11 protein-coding genes are annotated in these 17414 nt (G+C 68.1%); 2 read left to right on the forward strand and 9 right to left on the reverse strand.

The genetic code is table 11. The features are described from left to right. Nucleotides 1-9: 9 nt before the first annotated feature. The 3 genes from ABIE19_RS17310 to map are packed head-to-tail and all read right to left on the reverse strand — an operon-like array spanning nucleotide 10 to nucleotide 2110. Complete coding sequence (locus ABIE19_RS17310; protein WP_354090494.1) at nucleotides 10-534, reverse strand: GNAT family N-acetyltransferase; 525 nt, start codon at nucleotides 532-534, stop codon at nucleotides 10-12. Next, nucleotides 531-1262: a RadC family protein gene (gene radC / locus ABIE19_RS17315; RefSeq protein WP_354090495.1), complete on the reverse strand. Its 732-nt coding sequence runs from the start codon at nucleotides 1260-1262 to the stop codon at nucleotides 531-533. Before radC ends, ABIE19_RS17310 begins: the two co-directional genes overlap by 4 nt. Before the next feature lie 26 nt (nucleotides 1263-1288). Then, nucleotides 1289-2110, reverse strand: coding sequence for a type I methionyl aminopeptidase (map, locus tag ABIE19_RS17320; protein WP_354090496.1), 822 nt, complete (start codon nucleotides 2108-2110; stop codon nucleotides 1289-1291). Between the two features lie 401 nt (nucleotides 2111-2511). Between map and ABIE19_RS17325 the strand changes: the two genes are divergently transcribed. After that, complete coding sequence (locus tag ABIE19_RS17325) at nucleotides 2512-3813, forward strand: OmpP1/FadL family transporter (protein ID WP_354090497.1); 1302 nt, start codon at nucleotides 2512-2514, stop codon at nucleotides 3811-3813. 80 nt (nucleotides 3814-3893) lie between these two features. On the opposite strand, the gene ABIE19_RS17330 is transcribed toward ABIE19_RS17325, so the two are convergent. The 6 genes from ABIE19_RS17330 to ABIE19_RS17355 all read right to left on the reverse strand — a co-directional run bounded on the left by ABIE19_RS17330 (nucleotide 3894) and on the right by ABIE19_RS17355 (nucleotide 14245). Beyond that, nucleotides 3894-5363, reverse strand: coding sequence for a DEAD/DEAH box helicase (locus ABIE19_RS17330; RefSeq protein WP_354090527.1), 1470 nt, complete (start codon nucleotides 5361-5363; stop codon nucleotides 3894-3896). Between the two features lie 320 nt (nucleotides 5364-5683). Beyond that, a complete protein-coding gene (locus tag ABIE19_RS17335; RefSeq protein WP_354090498.1) occupies nucleotides 5684-6103 on the reverse strand; it encodes a hypothetical protein in 420 nt (139 codons plus the stop codon). 130 nt (nucleotides 6104-6233) lie between these two features. Then, nucleotides 6234-6887 carry a DUF1345 domain-containing protein gene (locus ABIE19_RS17340; protein WP_354090500.1) on the reverse strand — a complete coding sequence of 218 codons (654 nt, stop codon included), beginning with the start codon at nucleotides 6885-6887 and terminating at the stop codon, nucleotides 6234-6236. Nucleotides 6888-6918: 31 nt separating this feature from the next. Continuing rightward, nucleotides 6919-8250 (reverse strand): ammonium transporter, encoded by a 1332-nt coding sequence (locus ABIE19_RS17345; protein WP_354090501.1) that lies wholly within the window; start codon nucleotides 8248-8250, stop codon nucleotides 6919-6921. 38 nt (nucleotides 8251-8288) lie between these two features. Continuing rightward, nucleotides 8289-12815: a glutamate synthase large subunit gene (gene gltB, locus ABIE19_RS17350; protein WP_354090502.1), complete on the reverse strand. Its 4527-nt coding sequence runs from the start codon at nucleotides 12813-12815 to the stop codon at nucleotides 8289-8291. Then, complete coding sequence (locus ABIE19_RS17355; RefSeq protein WP_354090503.1) at nucleotides 12812-14245, reverse strand: NAD(P)-dependent oxidoreductase; 1434 nt, start codon at nucleotides 14243-14245, stop codon at nucleotides 12812-12814. The genes gltB and ABIE19_RS17355 overlap by 4 nt, the downstream gene beginning before the upstream one ends. Before the next feature lie 263 nt (nucleotides 14246-14508). Here ABIE19_RS17355 and ABIE19_RS17360 point away from each other — a divergent pair, with 263 nt between their 5' ends. After that, nucleotides 14509-17313: a M16 family metallopeptidase gene (locus tag ABIE19_RS17360; protein WP_354090504.1), complete on the forward strand. Its 2805-nt coding sequence runs from the start codon at nucleotides 14509-14511 to the stop codon at nucleotides 17311-17313. The last annotated feature ends 101 nt before the right edge of the window (nucleotides 17314-17414 follow it).

Genomic DNA, 17414 nt, shown 5'->3' on the forward strand with positions numbered 1-17414 from the left:
ATCATCCTGTCAGCTGATTGAAGCACGCGGACGTTCGTAGAGAACCACGCGCGAGCCCTTGTAGTCCGCCTCGCCGTAAGTGCGGTAGCCGACGCGTTCCGCCAGCCGGACCGAGGGCGTGTTCTCGGGCGAAATCATGCAGACGGTGCGCGGTTCTGGTCGGTAGGCGTCGGTCCAGGCCAGGGCCGCCTGAAGGGCTTCCTGGGCCATGCCTCTGCCCTGGAAGGCGGGGGCGGCGCCCCAGCCCAGTTCGGGAGCGTCGAAGGGCGGGTCGATCTCGCGCCGATAGTCCAGGACCCCGACGCTGCCGACATAGGCGCCCGTCGCCGTCTCGCGGATCGACCAGTTGCCGTAGCCCTTGGCCTGCCAGTGGCCGAGATCGCGCAGCAGGCGAAACCAGACCTCTTCTTCCGAGAGGGCGCGGCCCATGATGTGGCGGGTGAAGCCTTCGTCGGCCCAGAGGGCGCTCAGGGCTTCCATGTCGCCGACGGCGACGGGCGACAGGGTCAGTCGGTCGGTGACGAGGACGGTCACATCAATCCCAATTGCTTGAAGCTGGCCACGCCTTCGCGGCCGACGATGAGGTGGTCATGTATCTGCAGGCCCAGGGCGCGGGCGGCCTCCACGACCTGTCGGGTCATGTCGATGTCGGCGCGGCTGGGGGTCGGGTCGCCCGAGGGGTGATTGTGCACGATGATCATGGCGCTGGCCGACAGCTCCAGCGCCCGACGCACGACCTCGCGCGGATAGACAGGGGCGTGGTCGACCGTGCCCCGGTTCTGAATCTCGTCCAGGATCAACTGGTTCTTCTTATCCAGATAGAGGACGCGGAACTGCTCGCGCGGCTCATGCTGTAATGACAGGCGCACATAGGCCAGGAGGGCGGTCCAGGACGAGATGACGGTGCGCTTGTTCGCCTCTTCCAGGGCGAGGCGCCGGGAGACCTCGTGCAGAGCGGCTAGGTCCAGGGCGGTCTCGGCGCCGACGCCCTTGGAGCGGCCGCGCGAATCCTCGGCGCGGACGGTCATCAGGTCCTCGACCGAAGCCGCGAGGACGGCGGCCAGGGAGCCGAAGCGGGTCAGCAGGGCCTTGGCGATCGGCTTGACGTCGCCCTGCGGCTGGCTGCGGAACAGAAAGAGTTCCAGCAGTTCATAGTCGGGCAGGTGAGACAGGCCCGCGCCGCGCGCGCGTTCGCGCAGCCGCTCGCGATGACCGGCATGGTGCGGCTTTGCCTTCGGCTTTTCCGGCGTTTGCTCGAGCATCAGCCTCCCCCAAGGGGGAGACTAGCTCAGAATTTCGGACGGAACAGGCCCTTGGGCGAGGCTGTGAAGATTTCCAGCCCGTCCTCGGTCACGCCGATGGTGTGTTCGCATTGAGCCGACAGGGATTTATCGCGCGTCACCGCCGTCCAGCCGTCCGACAGGACCTTCACCGCCGGCTTGCCCAGGTTCACCATCGGCTCGACCGTGAAGAACATGCCCGGCTTCAGCACGGCGCCCTCGCCGCGGCGGCCGTAGTGAAGGACGTTGGGGCTGTCGTGGAAGACGCGGCCGATGCCGTGACCGCAGAAGTCGCGGACCACGCTCATCCGCTGGGCCTCCACGAACTTCTGGATGGCGAAGCCGATGTCGCCGAAGGTGTTTCCCGGTTTGATCTGGGCCAGGCCCAGGTCGAGGGAGTCATAGGTGACTTCGACCAGGCGCTTGGCGCGGGCGTTGATCTCTCCGACCGGATACATGCGGCTGCTGTCGCCGTGCCAGCCGTCGACGATGACGGTGTGGTCGATGTTGACCACGTCGCCTTCCTTCAGAACCTTGTCGCCGGGAATGCCGTGGCAGACCACGTGGTTGATCGAGGTGCAGATCGTCTTGGTGTAGCCCTTGTAGCCAAGACAGGCCGGGACGCCGCCGTGATCCAGGGTGAACTCACGGACGAGATCGTCCAGTTCGCCTGTCGTGACGCCGGGCTTCACATGTTCGCCGATCATGTCCAGGGCCTCGGCGACCAGACGGCCGGCCTTGCGCATGCCCTCGAAGGCCTCCGCGTCGTGGATGCGGATTTCGTGACTGCGGACGAAGGCGTCGGTTTCCAGTTCGGGGGTCTCGTACATGATCTGCTTTCGGGGCGGCGGCGGGGGCTGACGCACGGCGCACGCTGGGACTTTCAGGGCTTCAGATGGCGATCCTAGCACAAAACCTCAAGCCCGTCAGGCGGCCGGCCGTTCGCTGGCTGGATTGTGTGGGGTGATCTTGTGCTGATCCTTCCCTAACGGAAGACAATAGTTCTAAAGAACTTCGTTTTTCAGGTATTCATCTTGCCCTAGCGTTACCTATTGAAGGTGCGGAAATGTGCGACAAAGTCGCCACGGTTTCGCCGATATGTGGTCGGACAAACGGCAAGAGCGCAACGCTTTCATGACATGTGCGCTGTGACTGCTAGCCTTGCGTTTCTCCCCGAACAACGTCCTGCCGCATCATGTAATGGCGGGACGACTTACATAGGTCAAAGAGTATGAACACCAGGAACATGGCCCGCCTCGGCGGCCTCGCCCTGACGTCGGTCCTGATGGCCGGCGTCGCCGCGCCCGCCTTCGCAGGCTCCTTCTATCTTCAGGAACAATCGGTGCGCGGCGCCGGTCGCGCCTTCTCGGGCGAAGCGGCCGACCGCGGCGTCGGTTCTCTGTGGTGGAACCCGGCCTCCATCGCCCGCAGCGGCCGTGAAGTCGCCGTCGGCATGCACGCCATCCGCATCGACTCCGAAGTGAAGAACGCCGGCTCCTACGTCACCTATCCGGGAGGCGTGAACGTGCCGGTGCGCGATCCCCGCAACACCGAGGTCGATCCGATCGAAAGCGGCCTGGTGCCGAACTTCGCCTTCGCCACGCCGATCGGCGATCGCTTCGCCGTCGGCGTCTCGGTGGCTGCGCCCTACAACTTCACCACCAAGTACGAGCAGGGCTCCTTCGCCCGCTACGACGCCCTGACCTCGGAACTGCGCTCGGGCGACGCCAGCCTGACAGGCGCCATGAAGGTCAACGACTGGCTGGACATCGGCGTCGGCCTGAACGCCCAGTACGTCAAGGCCAAGCTGACCTCGGCCATGCCCTCGGTCTCGCCCCTGCTGCCGGACGGTTCGTCCTCGCTGGAAGGCGACGGCTGGGACTTCGGTTGGAACGTCGGCGCCCAGGTGCACAAGGGTCCGTGGGACTTCGGCCTGTCCTACCGCTCGAAGATCGAGCATGAATTGGACGGCGATGTGAACATCGTCCTGACCGGTCCGCTGGCGCCCAACAGCGTCTCGACTGGCGGTACGGCCAGCTTCAACACGCCCTGGTTCGCCTCGGCCTCGGTCCGCTACGCCGTCAACGACAAGCTGACCCTGAACGCCCAGGTCAACCGCATCGGCTGGTCGGAGTTCGACGCCATCAACGTCAAGTACCCGAACGGCGGCGACTCGATCCACCAGAACTACAAGGACGTGACGACCGGCGCGATCGGCGTCGACTACGCCCTCAGCGACAAGACCACCCTGCGCGCCGGCGTCGGCTATGACCCGACCCCGACCCGCGACAGCCTGCGCACGGCCCGCATCCCGGACGCCGACCGTTGGCTGTTCTCGGTGGGCGGCTCGACCGAGGTGACGCCGGGCGTGACCTTCGATGCGGGTCTGACCTACATCGCCTTCAGCGACTCGACGATCCACGACGACCGCACCTTCTACGGCGGCACGCCCGCGGCCGTGACCTCGCACCTGCGCGGCGAGGCCGAAGGCTCGGCCCTGGTGGCCTCGATGGGCGCGCGCTGGGCCTTCTGATCCGGACTGCAGCTTGAAATGGAAACGGCGGCTCCTTGCGGAGCCGCCGTTTTTCTTTGCCGATTAGGCTAGGGAGCGTCTCAGCCCTGCGAGCCGTAGCCCTTGCCGCCGTTGGACGGGCGGCGACGACGGGGGCGGCGCTTCAGTTCGCCGACCGGCTTGGGCTCGGCGGCGGGTTGGGCGCGAGGCGAGGACTTGGGACGTTCGCTCGCCATCGGATCATAGGCGGCCGCCGGGCGCTCGGCGTGGTGGGTGCGATCCCGGCCGCCCTTGCGCTGGCGATGCGGCTGGCCGCCGCCTTCGGGACGGACGCCTTCGCGACGCGGGTTGCGACGACCGCCGCGGCCTTCGCCGTCGCCCCGGCCTTCACGCTCGGGCAGGGTGGCCTTCTTGGCCACGCCCGAGGCCATGATGGAGGCGTCCAGTTGGGCCAGGGCCTTGTCGTTGCGGCGGTCGACGGCCGGGATCTTCTGGCGCGTGACCTTCTCGATGTCCTTCAGCAGCTTCATCTCGTCGCCGGCGACGAAGCTGATCGCCGTGCCGTCCTTGCCCGCGCGGGCCGTGCGGCCGATGCGGTGGACATAGGCTTCCGGCACATAGGGAAGCTCGAAGTTCACAACATGGGTGACCTTGTCCACGTCGATGCCGCGCGCGGCGATGTCGGTGGCGACCAGGACGCGGAGCTTGCCGTTCTTGAAGGCTTCAAGCGCGCGCTCGCGTTGCGGCTGGCTCTTGTTGCCGTGGATGGCGCCGGCCTCGACGCCGCCGGCTTCCAGATAGGCCGCGACCTTGTCGGCGCCGTGCTTGGTCTTGGTGAAGACCAGGCAGCGCGTATAGGCGGGGTCGCTGAACAGTTCGGTCAGCAGGGCGCGCTTGCGGCCCTGTTCGATGTGGATCACCGACTGCTTGATGCGCTCGACCGTGGTCGATTGCGGCGTGACTTGGACCTTGACCGGGTCCTTCAGCAACTCGCCGGCCAGCTTGCCGATCTCCGACGGCATGGTGGCCGAGAAGAAGAGGTTCTGGCGCTTGGCCGGGATGCGGCTGACGATCTGGCGGATCGGCTTGATGAAGCCCAGGTCCAGCATCTGGTCGGCCTCGTCGAGGACGAAGATCTCGCAGGTCGACAGGTCCAGGGTCTTTTGCTGGATGTGATCCAGCAGGCGGCCCGGCGCGGCGACCAAGACGTCCAGACCCTGTTGCAGGGCGCGTTCCTGGGCGCCGTATTTCACGCCGCCGAAGATGACGGCGACGCGGAAGCCCAGATGGGCGCCGTACTGTTTGAAGCTCTCGCCGATCTGGGTGGCCAGTTCGCGCGTCGGCGACAGGATCAGGGCGCGCGTGGTGCGCGGGCGCGGCGGGATGCGGTTCTCGGCCAGGCGGTGCAGGATGGGCAGGGCGAAGGCCGCCGTCTTGCCGGTGCCGGTCTGGGCGATGCCCAGCAGGTCCTTGCCCGCCATGACGTCGGGAATGGCCTTGGCCTGGATCGGCGTCGGCTTCTCATAGCCGGTCGAGGACAGGGCCTGGAGGATGGCCTTGTTCAGGCCCATGGATTCGAAGGTGGTGTTGCTCACGTCAGTCTTTCACGAACGACGACGCGCGCGACCGGGCATGCCGGGGGAAGGACGCACGTCGCCTGGCCTCAAGGGCCGGGAACGGGCGCCGCCCCGCGTGATGTGGCGACGAATGATCTTGAGGAGCCGGGCGCTTCTACAGACAGGTCCGAAATCAGACCCTCACGCGCTGGAGCGCGCCGGTTACCGCATAGTGCGGTGCAACGTAGATAGGGGCGGATTGCGGCGGAGACAAGGCGACGGCGACCGGCGGCTGGCGAAGCCGCCGGTCGCTCTTGTGTCGAGGTCGTGGAAACCTAGTGGTTTCGAGTGCCGCTCACGCCCTTCTCGCTGATGCTTTTTGCAACGTCAGGCGGCGGCGCGGCGCGAGGGAGACCCTTTTCGCTGATGCTCTTGCGCTCGGCCGAGGGGGCTGAAGGCGTCGTCGCCGGATCGGCGGGGTCGGTCTGGACCGCGGCCTCTGGACGGTGGCCGCCCATTTTGACCGTCCAGGCGTCTTCCGGGGCGGCGGCTCGTCCGGTCTCTCGGCCCTTCTGAACAGCGCCGCCGCGAATGACGGCGTCGGCCTGTGCTCCGCCCTGTTTCTCGCAACAGGGCGCGGCCGGCTGGGTTTGTGATTGAGCCCTCGCCTGCTGATCCAGGTCGAAGGTGTGGAACAATATGGCGGCGGCCAGAGCCGTGCTGCCGAGGATTTCAGCGCGTTTGACGTTGAGCATGGTCTTGATCCCGCTCCTGAGACACCCCCGTGTCGTACGCCTACCCATGTTTTCTAACAGCCGGGATGCAGCGACGGTAGTGCAGGCGGGCCACAGGGCGGACAGAATGTCGCAGGCGTCGGTCTGCGGTCTAGCCCAGCAGGCTCACCGCCATATTGACCGCCAGGGCCAGGATCACGGTGTTGAAGACGAAGGCGATCAAGCTGTGCACCGAGGCGATGCGGCGCAGGGCGCGGCTGCTGATCTGGATGTCGGCGGTCTGATTGGCGACGCCGATGATTATGGCGAAGTGCAGGAAGTCCCAATAGTCGGCCTCTTCCTCGCCAGGGAAGATCAGGCCTTCGCGGTCGCCCTTTCCGTCCTCCGCCGGGGCGTAGAAGCCGTGGGCGTAGTGCAGGGCGAAGATCAGGTGGATGAAGGCCCAGGACAGGGCGATGGTGGCCACGGAGAAGAGGGCCTCGGCCATCGTGGGCTTTCCGCCGTTCGCCGTCTCCATGACGAGGACGAAGACGCTGGCGGCGGCGGCCAGAAGGCTGAGCGGCAGGACGGCGCCGCCCGCCTGGTCTAGTTCGGCGGCGCGTCTGCGGATGGCGTTGACGGAGCGGGCGCGCATCAGGCGAGCGAAGGTCAGGGCGAGGAAGGCCGCGACGCCTGCGTCCCAGGCTGCGACGACGCGCATGGTCCAGTCCCACCTGTCCGGAGTCAGCAGGAGAGTCGCCCCCAGGATGAGAAGACCCAGCCACAGGGCGGCGTGCAGGCGGAATGGGCGGACGATCCAGAGCATGGACGATGATCGCCCGCTTTTGACAGCGCGGCTAGTGCAGGACCTCGCCATGCTGACTGTAGTCGAGGCCCTCGATCTCGGCCTCCTTCTCCACGCGCAGGCCGACGGTGTACTTGCAGATCATCAGCACGATGAAGGTGCCGACGGCGCTCCAGACCATGGCGCCGCCCAAGCCGATAGCCTGCTTCCAGACCGTGGCCCCTTCGGCGAGAGGGTTGATGGCGGCGTTGGCGAAGACCCCGGTCAGCAGGGCGCCCGCGATGCCGGCGACGCCGTGCACGCCGAAGGCGTCGAGGCTGTCGTCGTACTTGAGTTTGTGCTTGAGCCAGACCGCGCCGACATAGGCGATCGGGCCCGAAATCAACCCAATGAAGAAGGCGCCTTTCGGATCGACGAAGCCGGCGCCGGGGGTGATGGCGACGAGGCCGGCGACCACGCCAGTCAACAGGCCCAGCAGGGTCGGCTTCTTCTTCAGCGTCCACTCCACCGCGATCCAGCCGACGGCGGCGGCGGCGGGCGCCAGCAGGGTGTTGAAGACGGCGACGGCGGCGATCTCATTGGCGCCCGCGGCCGAGCCGCCGTTGAAGCCCATCCAGCCGACGAACAGCAGGCCTGTCCCAATGGCGGTGAAGGCCAGGTTGTGCGGGGCCATGTTGTCGCGACCCCAGCCGTGACGCGGGCCCAGAACGATGGCGCAGACCAGACCGGCCACGCCCGCATTGACGTGGACCACGGCCCCGCCGGCGAAGTCGAGCACGCCCAGCTCGCCCATCCAGCCGCCGCCCCAGACCTGATGGCAGATCGGCGCATAGACGATCAGGTGCCACAGGGTGAAGAAGAGGACGCTGGCCGAGAACTTGATCCGCTCGGCGAAGGCGCCCGCGATCAGGGCCGGGGTGATGACGGCGAAGGTCAGCTGGTAGCTGATCCACAGGAACTCGGGCAGGCCGGGGGTCAGGGCGTGGGCCGTCTTGACCCCGACGCCGTTGAGGAACAGGGCCTGAAGGCTGCCGATGAAGCCGTTGGCGGGGCCGCCGCTGGTGCCGAAGGACAGGGTGTAGCCGGCGACGAACCACAGGACGGTGACGATGGCCATGGCCGCCGTGGAATGGGCGATGGTGGCGATCAGGTTCTTCTTCCTGACCATGCCGCCGTAGAAGAGGGCCAGACCCGGCAGGGTCATCATCAGCACCAGGGCCGTCGAGGTCAGAATCCAGGCCGTGCCGGGACCGTCCAGCGCCAGCGGGACCTGATGCGCCAGAAGGGCGGACGCGGGCGCTGCGGCCAAGGCGGGCGCCGCAAGCGCAAAGGCGAAAAGGCCGCAACAGAATGCTGCGGCCTTGGTGATCGTCGGTGATATCATGAAGGTCTCGGGGAGAAGACGCTGCGGAAGGGATGACGTCAGGCGGGTTGGGCCAGCCTGACGTCGGTGTTGGCGGCCTCGGCGGCGAGGACGGTCTTGGGCGCGATGCGGACGAAGCGCGGCGCGAACTTCGTCCAGTCGGCCAGGACGCGTTTGGCCAGGGGCGAGGCGGTGGCGGCGGCGTGGGCCTCGATCAGGGCTTTCAGCCGGGCCTCGGCCTCGGCGTCGATGCGACCCACCCCGGCCATGTCGCCGTTCAGGGCCTGAGCCGCGCGACCGTCGGCGTCGAGGACGAACAGCTCGCCGCCGCTCATGCCCGCCGCCAGATTCCAGCCGACCGAGCCCAGGACGACCACACGACCGCCCGTCATGTATTCGCAGCCGTGCGCGCCCAGACCCTCGACCACGGCTTCGGCGCCGGAGTTGCGGACGGCGAAGCGTTCGCCCGCCGCCCCCGCCACGAACAGACGGCCCGAGGTCGCGCCATAGAGGGTGGTGTTGCCGCAGACTTGCTGATCCTCGCGCCACTCGTGGGGGCGGACGTGGATGTCGGCGCCGGACAGGCCCTTGCCGACATAGTCGTTGACCTCGCCCGTGACGTCGAGGATGAGGCCCTTGGCCCCAAAGGCGCCGAAGCTCTGACCGGCTATGCCTTCCAGCTTCAGCTTCAGACGCCCTTGCGGACCCTCAGGCCCGAACTTGCGGACGATGGCGGACGAAACGCCGGCGCCGGCGGTGCGCTGGGTGTTGTTCAGCGGATAGGACAGCTCCAGCGTCTGGCCGCGTTCCAGGAAGGCCTGGGCGTCCTTCAGCACCTGGGCGTCCAGGCTCTCGGGGACGGGCTTGCGCACCTTGTCGGCCCAGCGGCCGGGACGGTCGACATCAACCTTCATCAGCAGGGGGTTGAGGTCCAGGTCGTCCAGGTGCGAACCGCCGCGCCGGGTCTGACGCAGCAGGTCGGTGCGGCCGACGATTTCGTCGATCGTGCGGGCGCCGATGGAGGCCAGGATCTCGCGCACCTCCTCGGCGATGAAGGTGAAGAGGTTGACCACCTTCTCGGGCGTGCCGGTGAACTTGGCGCGCAGGCGCTCGTCCTGCGAGCAGACGCCGACCGGGCAGGTGTTGGAGTGGCACTGGCGCACCATCAGACAGCCCATGGCGATCAGGCCCGAGGTGCCGATGCCGTATTCCTCGGCCCCCAGCAGGGCGGCCAGGACCACGTCGCGACCGGTGCGGATGCCGCCGTCGGCGCGCAGGGACACCGACGAGCGCAGGTGGTTCAGGCTCAGCACCTGATGCGCCTCGGCCAGACCGATCTCCCACGGCATCCCGGCGTGCTTGACCGAGGTCTGGGGCGAGGCGCCTGTGCCGCCGTTGTGGCCAGCGATCAGGATGGCGTCGGCCTTGGCCTTGGCCACGCCCGAAGCAATGGCGCCGATGCCGGTGGCCGAGACCAGTTTGACCGTGACCTTGGCGTCGGGATTGATCGCCTTCAGGTCGTAGATCAACTGGGCCAGGTCCTCGATCGAATAGATGTCGTGGTGCGGCGGCGGGCTGATCAGGGTGGTGCCCGGAACGGCGTGGCGCATCCGGCCGATGAACTCGGTGACCTTGAAGCCGGGCAACTGGCCGCCCTCGCCGGGCTTGGCGCCCTGGGCCACCTTGATCTCGATCTCGCGGCACTGGTTCAGGTATTCGGCGGTGACGCCGAAGCGGCCCGAGGCCACCTGCTTGACCGCCGAGTTGGCGTTGTCGCCGTTCGGGCGCGGGACGTAACGCGCCGGGTCCTCGCCGCCCTCGCCGGAGACAGCGCGCGCGCCCATCCGGTTCATGGCGATGTTCAGGGTCTCATGCGCCTCAGGCGACAGGGCGCCCAGGGACATGGCCTGGGACAGGAAGCGGCGACGGATGTCCGAGACGCTCTCGACCTCGTGCAGCTGGACCGGGGTCAGGCCGTCCTTGAAGTCCAGCAGGTCGCGCAGGGCCAGGTCCGGTTGTTCGCGGACGGCCTCGGAGTATTGCTTGAAGCGCTTGTAGTCGCCGCGGTTCACCGCGTCCTGCAACAGGTGGATGGTCTTGGCGTCATGGGCGTGGGCCTCGCCGCCCGCACGGATGCGGAAGAAGCCGCCCATCGAGGGGGAAGGCACGGCTGCGCCGAAGGCCACGGTGTGACGCTTGAGCGCCGCCTGCTCCAGACCGGCTAGGCCAATGCCGGAGATGCGCGAGGGGGCGCCGGGGAAGAACTCGGCGGCCAGGGCTCGCGACAGGCCCAGGACCTCGAACTCGCAGCCGCCGCGATAGGCGGAGATGATGCTGATGCCCTTGCGCGCCAGCACCTTGAGCAGACCGGCCTCGATGCCGTGCTTGTAGTTCAGGCAGGCGTCGTGGAGCGTCAGGCCCGGATAGGCGCCGCGATCCAGACGTTCCTGGAACAGTTCCTGCGCCAGCCACGGATTGACGGCGGTGGCGCCCACCCCGACCAGAACGGCGAAGGCGTGGGGGTCCAGGGTCTCGGCCGACCGCACGACCAGGGAGCAATAGGTGCGCAGGCCCGCCGCGATCAGGCGACCGTGGGTCCCGGCGGTGGCCAGGATCATGGGCGCGGCCAGACGCTCGGCCGAGGCGTGCTCGTCGGTCAGGACGATCAGGGTGGCGCCCTCGCGCGCAGCGGCCTCGGCCTCGTCGCGGATGCGGTCCAGGGCCTGACGCAGGCCGGCGCCGGAGCGGTCGCCCTCAGCCGGGACCGGGTAGGTGCAGTCGATCACCGTGGTTGAGCCGTCGGCGACGACGCCCAGCAGGCGCTGGTACATGCCGGTGGTCAGGACAGGGCTGTCCAGGACGAAGACCTCGGTCTGGGCCTCGTCCTGGGCCAGGATGTTGCCCAGATTCTTGAAGCGGGTCTTCAGGCTCATGGCCCCGGCTTCGCGCAGGGGGTCGATGGGCGGGTTTGTCACCTGGCTGAAGTTCTGGCGGAAGTAGTGGGCCAGGGGGCGGGGCAGGCTGGACAGGACGGCGGGCGGAGCGTCGTCCCCCATGGAACCGACCGCCTCCTTGCCGTCGCGGACCAGGGCGTCCAGCAGCAGGTCCAGATCCTCGCGGCTGAAGCCGGCGGCGATCTGGCGACGGATCAGGGCCTCGCCCGTCGCGGCGCGCGGCTCGGGTCCGGGGCCGATGATCGGCTCCAGATCAACCATGTTCTCCAGCCACTGCTCATAGGGCTGGGCGGCGGCCAGGGCGTCGACGGCCTCGTGTTCGTCGTAGATGCGGCCATGCTTCAGATCGACGGCGATCAGCTTGCCGGGGCCGATGTGCAGGCGACGCTTGATGCGGCCCTCGGGCAGGGGAACCAGGCCGGCTTCGGAGCCCGCCAGCAGCAGGCCGTCCACGGTTTCCACGGCGCGCAGGGGGCGGAGGCCGTTGCGGTCCTTGCCCGCCACGACCCAGCGACCATCGACGGCGCACAGGGCGGCGGGACCGTCCCACGGCTCCATCACCGCATTGCAATAGGCGTAGAGGGCGCGGTGCTCGGGCTTCATCACCACGTCGTCCGAGGACCAGGCCTCGGGAACCAGCAGGGCCTTGGCCAGGGGGGCTGGGCGACCGGCGCGGACCAGAACCTCGAAGACATTGTCCAGCGCCGCCGAGTCTGAACCGCCCGGCTGGACCACCGGCTTGACCTCCTGGTCGCGGTCGCCGAAGGCCGATGCGGCCATGCGGATCTCGTGGGCGCGCATCCAGTTCAGGTTGCCCTGAAGCGTGTTGATCTCGCCGTTGTGGGCCAACATCCGGAAGGGCTGGGCCAGCTTCCATTCGGGGAAGGTGTTGGTCGAGTAGCGCTGGTGGAAGACGGCGTAGCCGGCCTCGACCGTGGGGTCGTTCAGGTCGTGATACAACTGACCCAGCAGCTCGGCGCGGACCATGCCCTTGTAGACGATGGAGCGGGCTGACAGGGAGCACAGGTAGAAGCCGTTCAGGCCGGACGCCTGCACCGCCTTTTCGATGCGGCGGCGACACAGGAAGAGCTCGCGTTCCAGCTCCTCGATCTCCATGCCCTCCGGGGCGGCCAGCATGATCTGCTCGATCTCGGGCCGGGTGGCGTCGGCGCGGACGCCGACGACCGACAGGTCCAGCGGGGTCTGGCGCCAGCCGTAGATGTAGAAGCCTGAGCGGATGGCCTCGGCCTCGACGATGGCGCGGGCGTGGTCCTGGGCGCCCAGGTCTGTGCGCGGCAGGAAGACCTGACCCACGGCGATGGGGCCGGGACGTAGGGTCTGGCCGACGGCGCGCACCTGGGCCGCGAAGAAGGCCTGGGGCAGTTCGATCATGACGCCGGCGCCGTCGCCGGACAGGCCGTCGGCGTCGACCGCGCCGCGGTGGGCCACGGCCTTCAGCGACTTGATGGCCATCTCGACGATTTCGCGGCGCGGCTTGCCGTCGATGGCGCAGACCAGACCCACGCCGCAGGCGTCGCGTTCCGACGACGGGTCATAGGCGCCGCTCTCGATCAGGCGGGCGCGGTTCTCTTCATACTGGGCCAGCCAGTTCTGTTGCGTGGCGTCGGTCATGCCGCGGCTTCCTCGGTGCGGGCGCGCAGGTAGCGGTCGATCTCGGCCGCGGCGTCCTGGCCGTCGCGCACGGCCCAGACGACGAGGGAGGCGCCGCGCACGGCGTCTCCGGCGGCGAACACGCCGGGCAGGGTGGTGGCGAAACCGCCACGCGCCACTTGCAGGGTGTTCCATCTGGTCAGGCCGAGCCCTGCGTCGAGCTGCTCGGCGAAGGCCTCGGGTTCAAAGCCCAGAGCCTCGATCACCAGGTCGGCGGGCAGGTCGAAGTCCGAGCCGGGCACAGGGGCGATGTCGCGACGGCCGCCGGCCGAGGCCTCGGTCAGGGCCATGCGTTGGGCGCGGACGGCGACGACAGCTTCGCCCTTGGACATCAGGGCCTTGGGCGCGCCCAGCCATTCGAAGCGGACGCCTTCCTCCTCGGCGTTCTGCACCTCGCGGGCCGAACCGGGCATGTTTTCACGGTCGCGGCGATAGAGGCAGACGACGCTGGCGGCGCCCTGGCGGATGGCGGTGCGGACGCAGTCCATGGCCGTGTCGCCGCCGCCGACGACGACGACGTCGCGACCGGCGGCGTGGGGCGCGGACGCATCGGCGGCGTCGCCGCAGTCGACGCGGTTCTGGGCGATCAGGAAGTCGAGCGCGGCGACGGTGTCGTTGGGACCCCGGCCCGGCACGGCCAGGGTGCGGGCCTGATAGACGCCCATGGCCAGCAGGACGGCGTCATGGCGCGACCGCAGTTCGTCCATCGTCACATCGACGCCGACATTGGTGTTGAGCACGAACTCGACCCCGCCCTCGACCAGACGATCGATGCGGCGCTGGACGATGCGCTTTTCCAGCTTGAAGCCGGGGATGCCGTAGGTCAGCAGGCCGCCCGCGCGGTCGTGGCGGTCATAGACGACGACGGCGTAGCCCTCGCTGCGCAGGCGGTCGGCGGCGGCCAGACCAGCGGGGCCGGAGCCGACGACGGCGACGCTCTGGCCGCGTTCCGCCAGGGGGCGGATGGGTTCGACCCAGCCGTTGTCGAAGGCCGCATCCGCGATCCAGGCCTCGACCGAACCGATGGTCACGCCGTCCCAGCCCGACTGCTGCAGGGTGCAGGCGCCCTCGCACAGACGGTCCTGCGGGCAGATGCGGCCGCAGATTTCCGGCATCGTCGAGGTGGCCGAGGCGACGCGCCAGGCTTCGCGCAGATCGCCGTCGGCCGACAGGGCCAGCCAGTCGGGGATGTTGTTCTGAAGCGGGCAGGCGTTCTGGCAGAAGGGCACGCCGCAGTCGGTGCAGCGCGACGCCTGGACTGTCCCGCTGTCGGCGGTGGGTTTGAGCGTGATCTCCGTAAAGGCGCGCACGCGCAACTCAGCGGGCTGTTTCTCCAGCCGACGCTGCTCAATCAGAAAACCACCAGGGTTGGAACGACCGCCTTTTTGCATCTGCTCATTAAAGCGAAACATGGGGCAGGTGTGCAAATATTTTTCTCACTAAAGCCTGAAAATGATGAGTTTGGGCATGAAGTCGTGGTGTAGCTTGTGTGTAGTGCATGTTACGACCGATTATCGGTGTGCGTCGCAGCGCGAAATTTCGATCTGGAAGGCGCGTGATGGCCGCCGGGGCGGATTAAATTTTGGAAAGGTTGGTTTCTGAAGGCGTAGCGTCGTTACGGTCTCGCCATCGCGACATCGCATTGGGGGACCTCATGACCATCGCCGCTCGCCGCCTGGCCCTTCTGGGCGGGGCCGCCGTCAGCCTTCTGGCCGCCGCCGCTCACGCCGCTCCGGCGCCCGCCGCGCCGCCCGCCGTCCAGAACCGGGCCGCCGCCGCAGCCCTTCCGGCCCTGCCGGACGTGGACATCCCCTTCACCAAGATGGTGCTGCCGAACGGCCTGACTCTGATCGTCCATGAGGATCACAAGGCGCCGATCGTGGCGGTGAACATCTGGTATCATGTGGGGTCCAAGAACGAGCCGGTCGGCCGTTCGGGCTTCGCCCACCTGTTTGAGCACCTGATGTTCAACGGGTCGGAGAACTTCAACAACGACTTCTTCAAGGCGACCGAGTTGCTGGGCGCCACCGATCAGAACGGCACCACCAACACCGATCGCACCAACTATTTCCAGAACGTGCCTACCTCGGCGCTGGACAGCGTCCTGTGGCTGGAAAGCGACCGCATGGGCCACCTGCTGGGCGCCATCGACCAGGCGCGCCTGGATGAGCAACGCGGCGTCGTCCAGAACGAGAAGCGCCAGAGCGAGAACCAGCCCTATGGCCGCGTCTGGGACGCGATCACCGAGGCCACCTATCCGGCCGACCACCCCTATGGCCACACCGTCATCGGCTCGATGGCCGATCTGGACGCCGCCAGCCTGGACGACGTGAAGGGCTGGTTCCGCGACTATTACGGGGCCGCCAACGCCGTCATCGTCCTGGCCGGCGACATCACGCCCGAGGAAGCTCGCGCCAAGGTCGAGCACTATTTCGGCGACATTCCCTCGGGCCCGCCCGTCACACAGCCGCAGCGCATGATTGCGCGGATGGAGGGGGCGCAGCGCGAGATCATGTACGACCGCGTCGGCCAGCCGCGCCTCTACAAGGTGTGGAACGTGCCGCCGGCGGGCGACGCCGCCACTGACTATCTGGGCCTGCTGGGCCAGGTCCTGTCGTCGGGCCGCACCTCGCGCCTGCACAAGCGTCTGGTGTTCGACGATCAGGTCGCCACCAGCGTCTTCGCCGGCACCTCGGAAAGCGAGATCGGCAGCCAGTTCGTGGTCATGGTCACCGCCAAGCCGGGTCAGGACCTGGGCGCCATCGAGCGCGTGGTGGATGAGGAAATGGCCCGCCTGCTGCGCGACGGCCCGAGCGCCGAGGAACTGGAGCGCGCCCGCACCGTCACCGGCGCCGGTCTGGTGCGCGGCCTGGAGCGCATCGGCGGCTTCGGCGGCAAGTCCGACCGCCTGGCCGAGAGCCAGGTCTTCCTCGGCGACCCGGGCGCCTGGAAGACCAGCTACGAGCGCCTGCTGACCGCCACGCCCGCCAACCTGACGGGCGCGGGTCGCGACTGGCTGACCGACGGCAGCTATGCCCTGGAAGTCCTGCCCTTCCCCGACTTCACCACGGCCGCGACCGGCGCCGACCGGAGCAAGATGCCGGACCCGGGCGCTGCGCCCCAGGCCGACTTCCCCAGCTTCGAGCGTTTCACCCTGTCGAACGGGCTGAAGGTGGTGCTGGCGCCGCGCACTGGCGTGCCGACCGTCAGCATGAACCTGATCGTCGAGGCGGGTTCGGCGGCCGATCCGGCGGATAAGAACGGCGTGGCCCAGCTGGCGCCGGCCGTCATGACCAACGGCACCGACCGGCTGACGGCCCTGCAGATCAGCGATCAGATGCAGCTGCTCGGCGCCTCGATCGGCGCGGGTTCGGCGGTCGACTACACCAATGTCTCGCTGAACGCGATCGAGTCGCGGCTGGAGCCCTCGCTGGCCCTCTACGCCGACATCATCCAGAATCCGGCCTTCCGAGCCGAGGACTTCCAGCGGGCCAAGGCTCAGCAGGTGTCCGGCATCCAGCAGTCGAACCGCAACCCCGGCGCCATCGCCAGCCGGGTTCTGGCGGCCAATGTCTTTGGTCCCGAAAACCCCTATGGCCGTCCGACCTCGGGCACCGAGGCCAGCGTTCAGGCCCTGACGCCCGCCGACGCCGAGGCCTATCACGCGACCTGGTTCCGCCCCGACAACGCCACCCTGGTGGTGGTCGGCGACACGACCCAGGCCGAACTGGCCCCGGCGCTGGAGAAGGCCTTCCGTACCTGGCGCGCGCCCTCGACGCCGTTGCCGGTCAAGCCAGCCGCCCCGGCCCTGCCGTCGCGGTCGGCGCCGCGCGTCCTGATCGTGGACCGCGCCGGGCCGCAGTCGTCGATCACCGCCGGCCGTCTGGCGCCGGCCTTCGACGCGGCGACCGAGGGGACCTTCGATGTGGCCAACACGGCCCTGGGCGGCGCCTTCACCAGCCGCATCAACATGAACCTGCGCGAGGACAAGCACTGGTCCTACGGCGCCGGGTCGGGTATCCGCACCACGCGCGGCGAGCGGATGTTCCTAGTCTCGACCGGGGTCCAGTCGGACAAGACCGCCGAAAGCCTGGTCGAGATCCGCAAGGAGCTGAGCGACGTGGTCGGTTCGCGCCCCCTGACCGAGGACGAGATCGCCGCCGTGCGCTCCAACCTGGTGCTGGGCATGGCCGGCAACTGGGAGACCAACGCCGCCGTGGCGGGCGATCTGACTAGCATGGTCGTCTATGGCGTGCCGGAGAACTACTACGACGGTTACGCCGCCTCGGTGAACGCGACCACGCCGCAGAAAGCCTCCGTCGCGGCGCGCGCCCTGGTCGGCGACGGGCCGACGACCTGGGTGGTGGTCGGCGATCGCGCCGCCATCGAGCCGAAGATCCGCGCCCTCAACCTGGGCGAGGTTCAGGTGGTCGACGTCGAGGGTCGTCCCGTCAACTGACGGATCACATCAGAATGACCGGAGAGGGCGGCGCTGCGGCGTCGCCCTTTTCTTTGGTCGCTTTTTCGCCGCTTTCGGGAACGGCCCGGCTTTCGGAGGGT

Origin of the sequence: Brevundimonas faecalis, from assembly GCF_040549405.1 — a bacterium.
In the GTDB taxonomy this organism is placed as follows: Bacteria; Pseudomonadota; Alphaproteobacteria; order Caulobacterales; family Caulobacteraceae; genus Brevundimonas; species Brevundimonas faecalis.

Excerpts from the sequence above, each read along its gene's own strand:
- gltB (WP_354090502.1), bottom strand. The coding sequence starts at position 12,815 with ATGACCGACGCCACGCAACAGAACTGGCTGGCCCAGTATGAAGAGAAC.
- ABIE19_RS17340 (WP_354090500.1), bottom strand. The coding sequence starts at position 6,887 with ATGCTCTGGATCGTCCGCCCATTCCGCCTGCACGCCGCCCTGTGGCTG.
- ABIE19_RS17360 (WP_354090504.1), top strand. The coding sequence starts at position 14,509 with ATGACCATCGCCGCTCGCCGCCTGGCCCTTCTGGGCGGGGCCGCCGTC.
- ABIE19_RS17345 (WP_354090501.1), bottom strand. The coding sequence starts at position 8,250 with ATGATATCACCGACGATCACCAAGGCCGCAGCATTCTGTTGCGGCCTT.
- ABIE19_RS17330 (WP_354090527.1), bottom strand. The coding sequence starts at position 5,363 with ATGGGCCTGAACAAGGCCATCCTCCAGGCCCTGTCCTCGACCGGCTAT.
- ABIE19_RS17325 (WP_354090497.1), top strand. The coding sequence starts at position 2,512 with ATGAACACCAGGAACATGGCCCGCCTCGGCGGCCTCGCCCTGACGTCG.
- ABIE19_RS17355 (WP_354090503.1), bottom strand. The coding sequence starts at position 14,245 with ATGCAAAAAGGCGGTCGTTCCAACCCTGGTGGTTTTCTGATTGAGCAG.
- ABIE19_RS17335 (WP_354090498.1), bottom strand. The coding sequence starts at position 6,103 with ATGCTCAACGTCAAACGCGCTGAAATCCTCGGCAGCACGGCTCTGGCC.
- radC (WP_354090495.1), bottom strand. The coding sequence starts at position 1,262 with ATGCTCGAGCAAACGCCGGAAAAGCCGAAGGCAAAGCCGCACCATGCC.
- map (WP_354090496.1), bottom strand. The coding sequence starts at position 2,110 with ATGTACGAGACCCCCGAACTGGAAACCGACGCCTTCGTCCGCAGTCAC.